Source organism: Streptomyces sp. MA5143a (genome assembly GCF_900290235.1).
GTDB lineage: Bacteria > Actinomycetota > Actinomycetes > Streptomycetales > Streptomycetaceae > Streptomyces.
This window is the reverse complement of the sequence record NZ_OLMK01000148.1, coordinates 1-13,332: the sequence shown is the minus strand read 5'-3', so window position 1 is coordinate 13,332 and position 13,332 is coordinate 1. Positions and strand designations below refer to the sequence as shown.

Here is a 13,332-nt window from a genome sequence, read left to right as displayed (position 1 = left end):
GGCAGACGACGCTACTTTCGCAACGGGCCCTAGGTGGGCAGTGTGGCGGGTGAGGCTGCAGGTTGAGCACACGCAGCCCGTTTACTTCGCCGAGGGCTTCGATGCCGGGGCGGCGTCCGGGATGCCCCATCCCACTGGTCGAGCCGACGCAACCCTTGGATGCGATCCTTGGGTTAACACCTTGACTGCAATCCAAGGATTGATACCTTAGGTTTATGCCAAGCAATGAGAAGCCTCGCCTCATCCCGACCGGCAAGTGTTGGTGCGGCTGCGGGAAGGACGTCGGCCTGGGCAAGTTCTTCGCCGCCGGCCACGACAAGATCGCCGAAGCAGCGCTCATGGCCCTCAAGTACGACGGGTCCGTCGCTCAACTGCTCCACGCCCATGGCTTCGGCTCGCACCATTCCGTCCGCCACGCCGCCGTCAGCGATCCGGACTGCTCGTGGGAGAAGTGCGCCGACTGCAACTACAGCGGTGCCCCTGCCAGCATCGCCAACCACCGCAAGAAGGATCATCCCGATCGGCATGTCCTCGCCCAGGCGATTCAAGCCCTCGGCGGCACCTGGGATCCGCAGCGTGCCATCAAGGCTCTCGGCGACCACGGTCATACGTGGGAAGACCAACGAGCAGCTGAGAAACGGGTCCGGCAGATCCTGCGCGACCTGTGCGCGGACGGGCTTATCGTCAAAACCGACCCTCAACGAGCCGTCTACGACCTCGTTCAGAAGTAGGCGCAACGGTGCCCAGGCCGTCGGCAGGCCACCCCTGGGGGACCCGAAGAGCTCGACTGAAAGGGTGTCAAGTTCTTCGGGCGCCCGTCCGCTGATAGGGGCGTGACCCAGATACGGTTCAAAGGGGTAGTGAGTTGATCTTGAATTTTGACGGGCATCCAGGCTCACTCGGTGCCGTCGGCTTCCTCGGCTAGGACGCGGTGGACCGGCCTCGGGGACCGTTCGCCGGCGAGCACCGGCAGACGCGGCGTGGCTGGGGGGGAGGAATAGCGCAGCATCGGAGTACTCCATCCTCACCAGTTGGCGACCGAAGGACTCGAGAGCGAGTATCTGGTGTGGCTCCGGCCGGGGAGCAGGCAAGCCCGATCGAGAGTGTCTCCTACGACCAGGTCCCGAAGTACCCGCTGCCTCGAGAGGACCGGGAGGGTCCGCCGACCGACCGGTGGGCGTAAAAGGTCGCGCGCACCCCTCCCCGGGCTGGCCGTCCAGGGAAGTCATCGTGCACATCTGGGACTGTCCGCATGCCCCTAGGGTCAGCCGGAAGTGGATCTATTCGAGGCACTCGACGTACTACGGTCCGCCCCATGGCGGTCCCTGCAAGGAATGCAGTGCAGCAGTGGCCCTGGATCGCGGTTTGACGCGTCGATGGGCGCCCCGCAGATATCGGGCCTGGTCACCTACCTCTAGTTGGGCTAGGCCCACGGACATAAGGGCCTTCGTTGAACCTGTACACCGCTTCGTCACCCCTGACCGCGCAGCTGGGTGTCGAGGAGTCGGAGAGCGTGGCGCCGCTCTTCGAAGCCTCGCTCGCCGAATTCCTCGGCGGGCTGGCCGTCATCGTCGTCGTGACCGTCGTGACCTGGGCGATCCGCCGGCGTCGGCAGGGGGTGCGCCGCTACACCCTCCTCAACAGCACGGACGCGGACGGCAACCCGGTCCTGCACGTCACCACGCGGCTGGCGGGCACCGTCATCCGGCGCGACGTCGGCCGCGGGCCGGAGCGTTTCGAGCTGACCAGCTCCCCGATGGGTGACGGCACCTACGTCGCGGAGCCGCTCGACCGCTACCTCTGACGGCCGTTCCCGCGCGCGGCTGGCGGACCGCACACCGTGGGGCCCGGACGGGAGCGCCCCGTACGGGTCCTGTCCGGCACGCCCGTCCGCCCTACAGCACCTTGATCAGAGGGCGTTCTCCTCCCATCCGTCGACGTTCTGCTCGGGGGTGACCTCCCGCACCCGCTCGATGGATCTCCCCAGCCATATTTCACATTGGGGGTGTGCCCTGGCTCGACGCGATCACTCCGTCCGTCAGGCGGTCTCGGGTGGCGTTCCACAGCGACCTGTGCCACCGTCCGCCACGCGGTGAGGGCACGGCGTCGGTTCAGGAGTGGGCGTGGCAGAAGCCGCGCACGGCTCGGTTGAACTCCTCGGGCCGTTCCAGGTGGCTGACGTGCCCCGCGCCCGGGATCACGACCAGCTCGGCATCCGGGATCGCTTCCTGGAACTGGCGCGCGACGCCCAGTGGTGAGCGCACGTCCTGCTCTCCCCAGAGCAGCAGGGTGGGCACGGAGACGGTGGGCAGGAGATCCCGCTGATCCGTCTCGGCCATGAGGGACAGCTGCGTCCGCATGGTCTCCGGGCGTACGACGGCCGCGATCGCGTCCAACAGCGGTACGTACGCGGCGGGCGGCTCGCCGGCGAACAGCCCGGGCAGGGTCGGATCGAACTCACCGCGCGGCGCGGCCAGCATCCGGCGCGCGCCCTCGACCCTGGCCTGCACCTCCTCCGCCGGCAGGGAGCCCTTCCAGCCCGCGTAGGTGTCGACGAGGATCAGCGTGCTCACGAGGTCCGCGTGGTGGCGGTAGAACTCCAGGGCGAGAGTACCGCCCCAGGAGATACCGACGATGTGCGCCGGACCGAGCCGCAGCGACTCTACGACCGCGGCCAGACAGTGGGCATAGTCCGCGAGGCCGAAGCACTTGGGTACGTCGGAAGAGCGGCCCGCTCCGGGCTCGTCCCAGGCCACGACCGTGAATGCATCTGCGAGGGCGTCGAGTTGCGGCCGCCAGGCGCGGGCGTCCTCTGCCGCACCGTGCAGGAACACCACGGGCGGCCCCTCGCCCACGCGGTCGTAAGCGACCTCCATCCCGCTGACCTGCACCGTCGCCATGACTTCATGGTAGGCGCGCCCCGCAACGTTGTCGCAGCGGTGGACACCGCAGACGGTCACGGCCTCAGGTGTGTGAACCCGACCCTCACACTCCACGAGCGGGCGCCCCCGGCCGACCAACACGCCGCGCTCGTTGAAACGCCCCATTCCGTTGAACTGCGGACCGAGTGAGGCGACGAGCAGCCCTGGCCGTTTTCAGGGCTCTGTCCGCAGTTCCGTGAATGATGTTGGTGCTGCGACAGGCTGCCGCCGAATCGGTCTCACCTCTCGATCGTGCTGCCGAAGTGGCACGTCGTCTGCACAGCCCTCAGCCCGATGTTCCCCCGTGACAGTGCGGGTGCAGGATGCTTGACGCCTTGTGTTTCCGGAGCGGCATCGCGGGCGGGCGCCGGATTACCGATGAGTCGTTTGCCTTCGGCAGGATGGGCGCATGACCGAGATCCGCACACCCCGTCTCCTCCTCCGTAGCTGGCACGACGACGACCTCGTGCCAATGGCGGACATCAACGCGGACCCACGGGTCATGCGCTGGATCGACGACGGCTCGGTACGCGACCTGGACCACACGGCCGAGGCCATCGAGCGATGGGAGGAGGAGTGGGACGAGGAGGGCTTCGGGCTCTTCGCCGTCGAACTGCTGGCCTCGGGCGAACTGATCGGCTTCACGGGACTGTCCGTGCCCGAGTTCCTGCCGGAGGTGATGCCGGCCGTGGCGATCAGCTGGCGGCTGGGTTCACAGTTCTGGGACCAGGGGTACGCATCCGAAGCCGCGCACGCCACGCTGGAGTTCGCGCTTCAGGACCGCGGTCTGGACCGCGTCATCAGCATCAACCGGGTGGGGGACAACGCCTCCGAGAACGTCATCCGCAAGCTCGGCATGGTGCCCGAGCGCGAGACGGTACACCCGGTGTACGGCTACCCTCTGCGCGTTCACGCCATCGACCTCACCGAGTTCCAGGCGTAAATCGGCCGAACCATCGATCATCGCAAGACAGCTGACCAATGTCCCCGACGTACGGACACGAGGGACAGATAGTGTCTTCCCGTCACTGACCTGCGCTTTCATGGGCGCGGACAGAGCCTTGCAAACCGGCTCTGACCGCGCTTTGAACAGGCGCACTGGGAAGGGGCGCTGCCCTGGCCCTGTAGGTAGGCTCGGGACGTGACGGATCACGGCATTGAGTTCCCGGTCTTCCGACTTCATGTTGTGCCAGCAGTTCTCGCTCTTGCGAGTCCCTCGCGCGATGTCTGGCTGCAGCCAGCGGAGTTCGAGGACCTGGACTACGTGGTCACCGTACTGTTCGACGACTTTTGCAACGCAGACGATCCCGCGCCGTGGCTGGGCAAGAGCCTGCGGACCGAGGAGGAAGTCGCGCTCATGAAGGAGCTGGGCGAGGTCTACTCGACCGTGCAGGAAGAAGTAGGTCGCGGTGCCCCGGACGAGGTCTATCTGGATGCTCCAACCTGGACTAACGTGACCGCAGTCGCGGGCAGGTTGGCTCAGATGATGGTCACCAATGACCTCCAGGCTGCGGCTCTCCTGCATGAAGAGCTAAACCTCCCTCACTGCCAGCGGCCCGCTGAGGGGGCATCGACGACTGGGGGAGGATGCGCGTCCGGAGGAGTTCGAACAAGGCCCGGCCATCCATAGCCAGCTTGGGCGTTTTCACCCGGTTCACGTGTCCTTCGACGACGCCTGAACTCCACGGGAGGGTGAGACCGGCGGTGACGGCGTCGAGGTCCTGACGGAGGAAGCTGGCGAAGCCCTTCATGGGCTTCGGCGCGTCCTGCTCGGCCTGCCGGATCCACTCCTGCAGCAGGCAGCCCACTGGGACGGCCTGCTCCGCCTCGCCGGATCCCTGAAGTACGGGCACGCCACCGCCTCCCTGATCGTCGGCAAGCTGCCTCCCGGCAGAACGCGCTGGCCGCCGCGCTGAAGGAGTACGGGGCGATCCGGCGCACGATCTGCACAGCCAAGTACCTGTCGACGAGGGCTACAGGAGGAAGATCGCCCGGCAGCTGAACAAGGGCGAGTCGCTTCACTCTCTGCGCCGCCAGCTCCACTACGCCCGCGAGGGCAAGGTCACTCGGCGCCAGCCCGAACAGCAGAACGAGCAGGCGTGGTGCCTGACCGTCGTGACCAACACGGTGGTCTGCTGGCACACCGAGTACATGGGCCTGGCCGTCGGCGAACTGCGCGGCGCTGGCCGCGAGGTGGACGCCGAGATCCTGGCGCACATCTCCCCGGTCCGCAGCTCGGCCGTGAACTACTATGCTCCATCACCGTCGACTACGAACACGAACTCGCCCAGCTCGACGAGCAGGGCCACCGGCCCCTGCGGACCGTGACGATCGACGAGCCGGAGCCGGGCTGTAGCAGCAGGTGGCCCCGGTCGGCTTGAGGTCACCGTGGAGCCACACGTGAGGTCCGGAGGACTCGGGCAGCGTGAGCGCGGCGCGCCACATCTGTTCTAAGGTCTGGCGTGGTTCGCCAGATCGAGCGCTCAGCCTGAGCCACCCTCAAGCGGAAGGTGGTCCCGGAAGTACTGCGATTCCAACCACTCCTCCTTCACGAAGAGCGGACGTGTCAGGCGCGCTGCCCCGACCTGCTGTGAGCGCACAAGAACCCCGATATCAGTCAGAGAAAGCGAGCCATCAGGCGTATAGAGCACCCAGTTCCCATGCTCCGCAGCGTGGTCCAGCAGGAACTGCCGGACCTGCTCCGGATCGCTTCCCGCCAGCGGGAAGCCAGACAGGAAGACCTGCGGACCCGTAACCGCATCCAGCGCAACGCATGCGAGCTCGCTCGCGTCGTAGAACGCTTTCACCCCACCCGGGAAGTCCTCCTGCCCATACGGACCGCCAACCCGTTCCTGTGGTTCAGAGACCAAAAGTACCTGGGCGACCTCGGCTGGAGACATCCCGAACTGCAACGGCCCCACCCCGACTCCCGACCGCAGCTCCCAGGACCGCCGCTCCGCATCCAAGCCCATCCACCCACTCCTACGTCCGACCTGTCCGGATCTGCTTCTGTTGCGCAGGCCGCATGCGCATGCCTTCCGTGCAGGGGCTGAGCGCCTCATCGGAAGGCTGGCCGAACCACGCGACGCAGACTACTGGCGTGCCAAGGCGGGGCTGCCCGCCCACAGGCCCTCCGCCGGAGGCCGCAGAACGCCTTGAGCGCGGCGAGGGGCACGGCTAGGTATTCCTCGACGTTGCTGGCGGTCACGTCCTGGACGGAGGGCTCACGACTGCAGGTCACTACCGTATTTGCAGCAGATTCCACCTGTATGGGCATGACGGCGACTCGCACACACTACCGGCCCGTACCCTGCGCGCCCTGCGGGTTCACGTGCTCCCGTGTCGGGGACAGGGCCGCTGTGCCATGCTGGCTGACGCTCACGTGACGGGCTCTCACGTGGGGGTGGGGTCTCACGGGGGTGTGGCATGCAGCCGTTGACCGCGACCGATCCGCGCCGGGTGGGCGCGTACCGGCTCCTTTACCGGCTGGGGGAGGGCGGCATGGGCCGCGTCTACCTCGGCCGGTCGCCGGGCGGACGGACTGTCGCCCTCAAGGTGGTGCACGAAACGATCGCCGGCGACCCGGGCTTCCGTCGGCGCTTCGCCCGCGAAGTCAGGGCCGCCCAGTCGCTCCGGGGAGCGGGGACCGTCCCGGTCCTGGACGCCGACCCGGAGGCGGAGGTGCCCTGGCTCGCCACGGCGTACGTACCGGGGCCCGCGCTCTCCGACGCCGTCATCGGCCACGGGCCGTTGCCCCAGGAGGCGCTGTGGCGGCTGCTCTCCGGACTCGCGAAGGCGCTGGCGGGGGTGCACGGGGCAGGTCTGGTGCACCGGGACGTCAAGCCGTCCAACGTGCTGCTCTCCCAGTCGGGGCCGCTGCTCATCGACTTCGGCATCGCCCGATCCGCCGACGAGACGGCGCTGACCGGGACCGGTCTGGTGGTGGGGTCGCCTGGCTACATGTCACCGGAGCAGGCGGAGGGCCGGCCCCTCGGCCCCGCGGCGGACGTGTTCTCCCTGGGAGCGGTGCTGGCCTTCGCGGCGACCGGGCGCGGCCCGTTCGGCGGCGGGTCGGTGGCCGAACTGCTGTACCGGCTCGTGCACCACGAACCGGACCTCCGCGGGGTCGAGAGCCGGTTCGGAGAGCTGGCCCGGCACTGCCTGGCTAAGCGGCCGGAGGACCGCCCGACTGTCACGGAGATCGCCGCCGCGACCGAGGAACTGGCGGGCACGGGTCCCTGGCTGCCGGCGCCAGTGGTTGTCGGAATCGCCCAGAAGGCGGAGGAGCTACTCAACGCGGAGGCAGAGGAGCTGGAGGGAAAGGCGGAGCACCTCGTACGACAGCAGGCGTCCGGGGCGGTCTCCGGACCAGACGGAGTGGCCACCACCGCGCTTCCCCTGCACACCCCGCCGCCCACGGCGGTCCTCGCCGGCCGGTCAGCATCTGGGCCGACACGAGCTCGTGCCGCGTCGTCGGCCGCGCCCTCCCGGCGAAAGGTCGCCGTCAGAGCCCTGACCACGGGTCTCGGCAAACCCCTCTACGGGCTGTTCTTCCTGATCCCGGTCGTCGCCCTTCTCATCGGAGGGTTCGATCTTCTGGACCGGGCGGCACAGTACCCTTCCGAATCAGAGCAGCAGAGTGGCGCGCACCAGTGGGCCATGAACGACTGGTGGCGCTTCCCCGTGACGCTCCTACTCTTCGGCGCCATGGCCTGGCTACACGTCTACCGGAAGCGGCTGATGACCGTACCGCCCGTCATGGTCCGGCTGTGGTCGGCCGGGGTCGGCCTGTACTGGATCGCCCTGATGGCGGGCACGGCCCTGCACCTGGCGTGGTTCATGATCGTGCACGAGGACATGCCCTACGAGGCCGGTGAGCACCCCCTTCTGTGGGTGGCCATGCCGGTGATCATCATTGGGACAGGGGTCTCACCCATCCTGCTGATCGCGTCGGTGCTACGGATCGTGAGGGCCTGAGCTGAGCGGTCGACGAGCACGAATTCGAGATCCTCTGCCTGTGATTGCGACTCGTTGGAAACGGCTCTGGCCACGACCCGCCCCCGCCCCGGAGCGGTGTCGTCATTCACGTTCGCGTGCACGGGCCACCACGGCCGCCCTGCTGGCGGTCCCGAGTCTGTTCGTGATGGCCGACACATGGTTGCGGACGGTCTTCTCGGCGAGGAAGAGACGTCGGGCGATGGCGTGGTTGCAGTCCCCTTCGGCCACGAACTCAAGGATCTCCCGCTCGCGGTCGATCAGTTCGGGAAAGACCAGCGCCGCGTACCGGCGTCCGGGCTGGGTGAAGAAGGCGCTGATGTGCCCGGCGACTGCCTCACCGTAGACCGCGCTTGCGGAGGCGACGGCCAGCAGAGCACGCGCGATCTCGGTACGGTCAGCGCCCTCAGGCATGGCCGGACCGGGACCGTCGAGGTGGGTGTGGAACTCGCTCGCGCCCGCTTCTTCGACCTGGTGCCCGAGCCCGTTGGCTGACGTCGGCTCCTTCCCGACGCAGTCCAGTGGTCGGCGCCACGTGTCGGAGGTCTTGGAGCACGCCGGGTAGCCGTACACATTGATGCACGCGCCTGCAGAAGCAAGGTCCAAGCGCCGCGGGCTGAGGTAGCGCGTGCACTGGCTGCGATACCAGGGGAGAAGGGACTGCTCATGCCCGGCCCCGATCTGCTGCCGCCGTCCGCTCCGATGACGGTCGGTGCGCTCTTGAACCGGTGACCTACCGGTGCGCAGAAGGTGGAGCTCGTTTCCGGCGTGCTGATCTTCACGGGCCATCTCGATGAGCCGGGGCCCGCTTTGACGTACGGCGACGCCCGCCGAATGGGCATCGACCTGCCGCCCGGCATGGGTCGAGTAGGTCAAGCTCAGCGACTCGGCGCCGATCTCCGGTTCCCAGCCGTCGCTGCTGGTCTCGGTGAACGCGATTGCGCTGCCGTCGGCGGAGAGCACCTCGACGGAGGCGTCCGAGGTCTCGCGGAGCTGTGTGTAGTTGCTCGGCCCGCCAGTGATGGACGATGCCCAGCCGGGACCGAAGATCTCAGCCTGGCCCTCGGTGTCGGTGTCGTTGGCGCGGGAGGAGAACGTGCGGTCCACGCTTGCCTCGAACGCCGTGGCGTCGGTGGCCGACAGGGTGTAGTCACCGGTGAGCTGGTTCACGGCTCCGGGGCCGACATGGGCCGAGGGGGAACTGCCGGCGTCACGGTCGAGGGTGACCTCGACGATCTGCGAGTGACCGGTGGTGGTGCCGTTCGTGAACGCGGCACGCAGCTCGACCACGCCGTCCTCGGTGAGCGAGGACGATGTCGCGTGGGTGGACGAGCATGTGGGCCACGGCAATTTCCGCCACGTGGGCGAAGCTCACCTCGCTCCTGACTGCCGAGATCTACGGCAAGAGCCGTGCGGTGGTGGACCGCCGGTTGCTGGAGCGGGCCTGCGCACGGCTCATGGAACCGCTGTGACCGGCGCCTTCGGGCCGGGAGAGGCTGGCGGCCACGCAGACGGTTCGCACGTGCGGGGAGGTCTGCCTTCTTCCTCCCTGTCGGCGCTGCGCGGACCTGCCGTGCGCAGGCTGCTCGCCCTGCGACAGGAACAGAAACTGACGATCCGTCATGTACGGCTGATGGCTCAGTCGTTGGAGGTGACGGAGCGCACGGTGTGGTGGTGGCTTGCTGCTGCCGAGCGTGACGAGTCCGCGGCCGCGGAGCCCGGGGCGCGGGCCCAGAGCAAAGACCGCTTCTCCGTCACCCCGGAGGTGCGCCGCCTGCTGGCCTTGTGGAAGGGCAACGTCGCGGCGGTCCATCGTGACCTGATTGCTCGCGCGGCCAGGGGCGAGGGGGAGCCGCCTCCGTCGATTCCGACGCTGCACCGGGCGATCCAGCGGGATCTGACGCCCAGGGAGCGTGCGGGGCTTGCGGGTGGGGAGCGGGCGGCGCGCAAGCATGATGTGTTCCTGGCCCGGCCGCGGGGCTGGCGCAACCAGGTGTGGGAGATCGACCACATGCAGGCGCCGGTGCTGGTCGACGTCGACGGCAGGGCCCGCAGGCCGTGGATCACGTGGTTCACCGACTGCGCGACGAACGCGGTCACCGGCGTCGCGGTGACGCCGGGAGACCCGTCGCGGGAGTCGGTGCTGGCCGCGCTGCGCTCCGCGGTCCTGCGTGAGGAGCCGTACGGCCCGTTCGGCGGCGTGCCCGAGAAGGTGTGGGTGGCCGTGGCAAGGATTTCCTGTCTCGGACGGTGACCGCTGCGTTCGATCTCCTCGACGTGACGGTGGAGGACCTGCCCGCCTACACCCCCTCACCTCAAGGGCACGGTGGAGGGCCTGAACCGGGCGGTGGAGGGCATGTTCCTGGCCGCGCTGCCCGGCTACGCCCGCCAGCCGCGCCCCGGTAAACGCTCCTCCCGTCCGAAGGACGAAGTGCTGCTGGGCTTCGAGGACTTCACCACCCGACTGCTGGCCTGGACGCTCTGGTGGAACACCGAGCACCGCCCGGCGCCGTTGCGGGGCAGGACTCCGCTTGAGGCGTGGCAGGACGATCCCACCCCGCTGCGGGATGTGCCGGCCGCGGATCTGTGGACGTTCACCCTGGAGGACGCCGGCACCCGCACGCTGACCACCCGCGGCATCCGCTTCAGGAAACGCGACTACGTGGGGCCGTGGATGACCGGCCAGGCCGGGATCCAGGTCCGTATCCGTTTCATGCCCCACCACGATCACCGGATCGAGGTCTACCACGCGGTCACGGGCCGCTACCTGGGCCCCGCGGACCTGGCCGACCAGGCCACTCGCCCGGACTGCCGACTCCGACCTCACGCGGCTCGCGATGCCGGACCTCATCCCGCACGCCGCGCCCCCGGCCGACTGGCGCACCCCTGCTTCCCTGGCCGCGCTGACCACGCCAGGCCCGCCCGTCCGGTACCCGTCCGGCCGTGCCGGCGCTTCCGCCCCGGACGGCCGCCACCGGCGGGCCGCACCTCCCACCACCGACAAAGACGGAGACGCCTCGTGACCGCGGCCACCTACCAGTACGTCGACCTGCCGGACGCCTCCGTGGTTACCACCCGCGCCCTGCTCACCGCCCGGGAGAACATCTCCGACACGGTCGCTGCCCGCGCGATGATGTGCATTCATGGCGGCGCCGGCTTCGGCAAGACCCTCGCCGTCAACATCTGCCTGCGCGCACTCGAACCGGGCGAGGACGTCCGCAAGATCACTTTCCGTGCCCGGCCCACCGCCCGCGCGGTGCGCTACGAACTGTTCACCGCGCTCGACCTGGCCGGCGAGCCACCGCGCCATCCCAGCGAGTTCGACCGTCTGCTGAAGACGGCCCTGGCCGAACGCCCTCGCACCTTCCTCGTGGACGAGGCCCAGCGGCTCAACGGGGAGGCGTTCGAGTACTTCCGTTACCTGTGGGACGAACCCTCCACCCAGCTGGCGATCATTTTCGTCGGTGGCGCGGGCTGCCACACCGTGCTGCGCCGCGAACCGATGCTGTCCTCCCGCATCTTCATCTGGCAGCAGTTCACCCGCCTCACACCCGACGAGGTCCTCGAGGTGATCCCTCTGTTCCACCCGGTCTGGGCGGACGCCGAGCCCGAGGACATCGCCTTCGCCGACAGCCATGCCGCGCACGGCAACTTCCGCGCCTGGGCCCAGCTGACCGCCCACACCCGCACCGCCCTGGCCCGTACGGGACGTGCCCGCGTCGACCAGGAGCTGCTGCGCTGGGCCTTTAGCCGCCTGGCCTGACCACACCGTCGATGCCTCCTGCCCCGCCGCTGCCGCCCGTCACCGTGGTTCTCGACCGTCACGACGACGTGCTGCACACGCACACCACTCTGGCCGCCCACCATCCGCCGTCCGGCCGGATCACCCTGCACCCCGGCCCGGGCACCACCAGCGAGACCGGCCTCGCCCACGACCTACTCGCCGCCCTGGGCAAACCGCCCCTGCTCCCGGGCCGCTTTCCCGGCGGCCGTCAGCCCGCCTGGGAAGCCGCCACGGCCTGGGTGACCGCCCTGCCTGTGACCCGGCTGACCGTCCTGCGCGCTCACCGCCTCACCGCCCCGCCGCACGATGCGCCTGCTGCAGCTGCAGGCCCGCACGGGTATCCCCCTGACCCTGGTCTGCCACCGCCCTCACCTTCCCGCCGCTGTGCACCAGGCCCTGCGGACGGCCGACTACTCCGTCACCGCCGACTTCGAGGCTGCCCGCCGCCACTACTACGGCACGCCGCTCGCTGACCCCCCGCCCGCAGACGAGCCCGCCGCGCCGGCCATCCGGTGGCTCACCTTGCCCGCACTGGACCGCCTCGTCTCCTACGACAGCCCCCGCCCCTGCGCCGCCCCGTGCACGCCACCGCCGATCGCCTGGCGGCACCGCCCACCGCCCGCTCCTCTCACTGCGCATACCGCCCAGCGAGTCGCCCACCGGCTGCACGCGGCGACCGCACATCCGCGACTGGCCGCGGCCCTCGCCGCCGCGCTGTTCACCGGCGCCTCCCTCCAACAACTCGCCACAGCCCGCCCCCGCGACTACGACGACGCCGCGGCCACGCTCGCCCTGCACGACCGCGCCCGCTACACCGACGGCTGCGCCGCCTACCCCGTACCGCCCTGGGCAGGCGTCTTTCTGCGGGCCGCGGTCTGCTTCACCCGGCTGGTATCCGGCGAGGACCAGGAACTGCTCGCCGCGCCAGGTGACCGCGGGCACCTGCTGCGCGCGGCACAGAGGGCCCGACTGCGCCCGCCCCAGCCGCCCGCGGCCCGCCGCCAGGGGCGGCCGGCCGTGTGGAGTGGGACTGGCGCGAGCGGCAGGAAGCCGAGCGGTACGAAACGATACCGGCCAGTCGCGCCAGGCCCTCGCGACGCTGAGCCCCCTGCCGCGGTCGCTCGAAGAGGCAGGCTCAGCCGATCGAGAAGTCGGCGAACTCAATGTCGCTGAAGGCGATGTGCAGACCATGGGCGCGGCGGCCCCCGTCACGGAAGTAGGCGTGCCCAAGGGCGCGGGCGAGGATCACCGTCTGCTGCTGCTCGCCTGCGCCGGCATCCCGGGCGGCGAACAGCTCCCGGGCTACCTCTCCCGGCAGGTCCTGGGCGATCCACCGCACCCGCGGATCGTCCGAGGACCCTGCAGGAGCCGCGAACCCGAATCGCGCCTTGGTGCGGAAGACGAACCCCTCCGCCTCAGCCTGGGCACGCAGGCGTGCCCGTACCCGGGGCTGCCACCGAGCCAGGACTGCTTCCTCGATCGCCCGAGCCTGCGTCGGGGCCGGGGGGGCGACGCGCTCCCGGCTTCTTCGTCACCCACCGTTGCACGGTGCGCTGCGACACCCCCAGCATGGTGGCCACCCTCCGAGTGGATCCCCCACGCGCTGCCAGCAGAAAACGCAGGCGGCTCTCA

The 13,332-nt window shown here is 69.2% G+C and carries 15 protein-coding genes; 10 read left to right on the top strand and 5 right to left on the bottom strand.

What is annotated here, in order from left to right; translation table 11 throughout:
* The first annotated feature begins 215 nt into the window (after window positions 1-215).
* Both SMA5143A_RS44510 and SMA5143A_RS42010 read left to right on the top strand, forming a co-directional pair.
* A complete protein-coding gene (locus SMA5143A_RS44510; RefSeq protein ID WP_258194074.1) occupies window positions 216-731 on the top strand; it encodes a hypothetical protein in 516 nt (171 codons plus the stop codon).
* Window positions 732-1,450: 719 nt separating this feature from the next.
* Window positions 1,451-1,804 carry a hypothetical protein gene (locus SMA5143A_RS42010; protein ID WP_107468035.1) on the top strand — a complete coding sequence of 118 codons (354 nt, stop codon included), beginning with the start codon at window positions 1,451-1,453 and terminating at the stop codon, window positions 1,802-1,804.
* Window positions 1,805-2,111: 307 nt separating this feature from the next.
* Here the strand turns inward: SMA5143A_RS42010 and SMA5143A_RS42005 are convergent, their stop codons facing one another.
* On the bottom strand, window positions 2,112-2,900 hold the full coding sequence (locus SMA5143A_RS42005; protein ID WP_107468034.1) for an alpha/beta fold hydrolase: 789 nt from the start codon (window positions 2,898-2,900) through the stop codon (window positions 2,112-2,114).
* 430 nt (window positions 2,901-3,330) lie between these two features.
* On the opposite strand from SMA5143A_RS42005, the gene SMA5143A_RS42000 reads away from it, so the two are divergent.
* The 3 genes from SMA5143A_RS42000 (at window position 3,331) to SMA5143A_RS41985 (ending at window position 5,249) form a co-directional block, all read left to right on the top strand.
* Window positions 3,331-3,864 (top strand): GNAT family N-acetyltransferase, encoded by a 534-nt coding sequence (locus SMA5143A_RS42000; RefSeq protein ID WP_107468033.1) that lies wholly within the window; start codon window positions 3,331-3,333, stop codon window positions 3,862-3,864.
* 198 nt (window positions 3,865-4,062) lie between these two features.
* Entirely contained in the window at window positions 4,063-4,551 is a 489-nt protein-coding gene (locus tag SMA5143A_RS41995) for an SCO4402 family protein (RefSeq protein ID WP_258194073.1), read from the top strand.
* Window positions 4,552-4,865: 314 nt separating this feature from the next.
* Window positions 4,866-5,249: a Tn3 family transposase gene (locus SMA5143A_RS41985; protein WP_107468032.1), complete on the top strand. Its 384-nt coding sequence runs from the start codon at window positions 4,866-4,868 to the stop codon at window positions 5,247-5,249.
* Window positions 5,250-5,404: 155 nt separating this feature from the next.
* On the opposite strand, the gene SMA5143A_RS41975 is transcribed toward SMA5143A_RS41985, so the two are convergent.
* Window positions 5,405-5,728, bottom strand: coding sequence for a hypothetical protein (locus tag SMA5143A_RS41975; RefSeq protein WP_258194071.1), 324 nt, complete (start codon window positions 5,726-5,728; stop codon window positions 5,405-5,407).
* Window positions 5,729-6,347: 619 nt separating this feature from the next.
* Here SMA5143A_RS41975 and SMA5143A_RS41970 point away from each other — a divergent pair.
* On the top strand, window positions 6,348-7,898 hold the full coding sequence (locus tag SMA5143A_RS41970) for a serine/threonine-protein kinase (RefSeq protein WP_107468030.1): 1,551 nt from the start codon (window positions 6,348-6,350) through the stop codon (window positions 7,896-7,898).
* Between the two features lie 102 nt (window positions 7,899-8,000).
* Here SMA5143A_RS41970 and SMA5143A_RS44500 read toward each other — a convergent pair whose 3' ends face one another.
* The gene (locus tag SMA5143A_RS44500) at window positions 8,001-9,086 is read right to left on the bottom strand and encodes a helix-turn-helix transcriptional regulator (RefSeq protein ID WP_258194070.1); all 1,086 of its coding nucleotides are present in this window, start codon (window positions 9,084-9,086) and stop codon (window positions 8,001-8,003) included.
* 164 nt (window positions 9,087-9,250) lie between these two features.
* On the opposite strand from SMA5143A_RS44500, the gene SMA5143A_RS43410 reads away from it, so the two are divergent.
* The 4 genes from SMA5143A_RS43410 to SMA5143A_RS41945 all read left to right on the top strand — a co-directional run bounded on the left by SMA5143A_RS43410 (window position 9,251) and on the right by SMA5143A_RS41945 (window position 12,873).
* Entirely contained in the window at window positions 9,251-9,388 is a 138-nt protein-coding gene (locus tag SMA5143A_RS43410) for a hypothetical protein (protein ID WP_181362294.1), read from the top strand.
* Window positions 9,385-10,170, top strand: a complete 786-nt coding sequence (locus SMA5143A_RS44495) for a hypothetical protein (RefSeq protein ID WP_258194069.1) — start codon at window positions 9,385-9,387, stop codon at window positions 10,168-10,170. The genes SMA5143A_RS43410 and SMA5143A_RS44495 overlap by 4 nt, the downstream gene beginning before the upstream one ends.
* Window positions 10,171-10,242: 72 nt before the next feature.
* Complete coding sequence (locus SMA5143A_RS44490) at window positions 10,243-11,679, top strand: AAA family ATPase (RefSeq protein WP_258194068.1); 1,437 nt, start codon at window positions 10,243-10,245, stop codon at window positions 11,677-11,679.
* Window positions 11,680-12,006: 327 nt separating this feature from the next.
* Window positions 12,007-12,873, top strand: coding sequence for a hypothetical protein (locus tag SMA5143A_RS41945; protein ID WP_258194067.1), 867 nt, complete (start codon window positions 12,007-12,009; stop codon window positions 12,871-12,873).
* On the opposite strand, the gene tpg is transcribed toward SMA5143A_RS41945, so the two are convergent.
* Window positions 12,836-13,165 carry a telomere-protecting terminal protein Tpg gene (gene tpg / locus SMA5143A_RS45065; protein WP_441349515.1) on the bottom strand — a complete coding sequence of 110 codons (330 nt, stop codon included), beginning with the start codon at window positions 13,163-13,165 and terminating at the stop codon, window positions 12,836-12,838. The two genes, SMA5143A_RS41945 and tpg, sit on opposite strands and share 38 nt — an antisense overlap.
* Entirely contained in the window at window positions 13,116-13,313 is a 198-nt protein-coding gene (locus SMA5143A_RS44945; RefSeq protein ID WP_375136610.1) for a helix-turn-helix domain-containing protein, read from the bottom strand. Before SMA5143A_RS44945 ends, tpg begins: the two co-directional genes overlap by 50 nt.
* Window positions 13,314-13,332 lie beyond the last annotated feature (19 nt).

Coding starts and splice junctions, on each gene's coding strand:
- SMA5143A_RS42005 (WP_107468034.1), bottom strand. CDS start 2,900: ATGGCGACGGTGCAGGTCAGCGGGATGGAGGTCGCTTACGACCGCGTG.
- SMA5143A_RS43410 (WP_181362294.1), top strand. CDS start 9,251: ATGTGGGCCACGGCAATTTCCGCCACGTGGGCGAAGCTCACCTCGCTC.
- SMA5143A_RS42000 (WP_107468033.1), top strand. CDS start 3,331: ATGACCGAGATCCGCACACCCCGTCTCCTCCTCCGTAGCTGGCACGAC.
- SMA5143A_RS41970 (WP_107468030.1), top strand. CDS start 6,348: ATGCAGCCGTTGACCGCGACCGATCCGCGCCGGGTGGGCGCGTACCGG.
- SMA5143A_RS41945 (WP_258194067.1), top strand. CDS start 12,007: ATGCGCCTGCTGCAGCTGCAGGCCCGCACGGGTATCCCCCTGACCCTG.
- SMA5143A_RS44510 (WP_258194074.1), top strand. CDS start 216: ATGCCAAGCAATGAGAAGCCTCGCCTCATCCCGACCGGCAAGTGTTGG.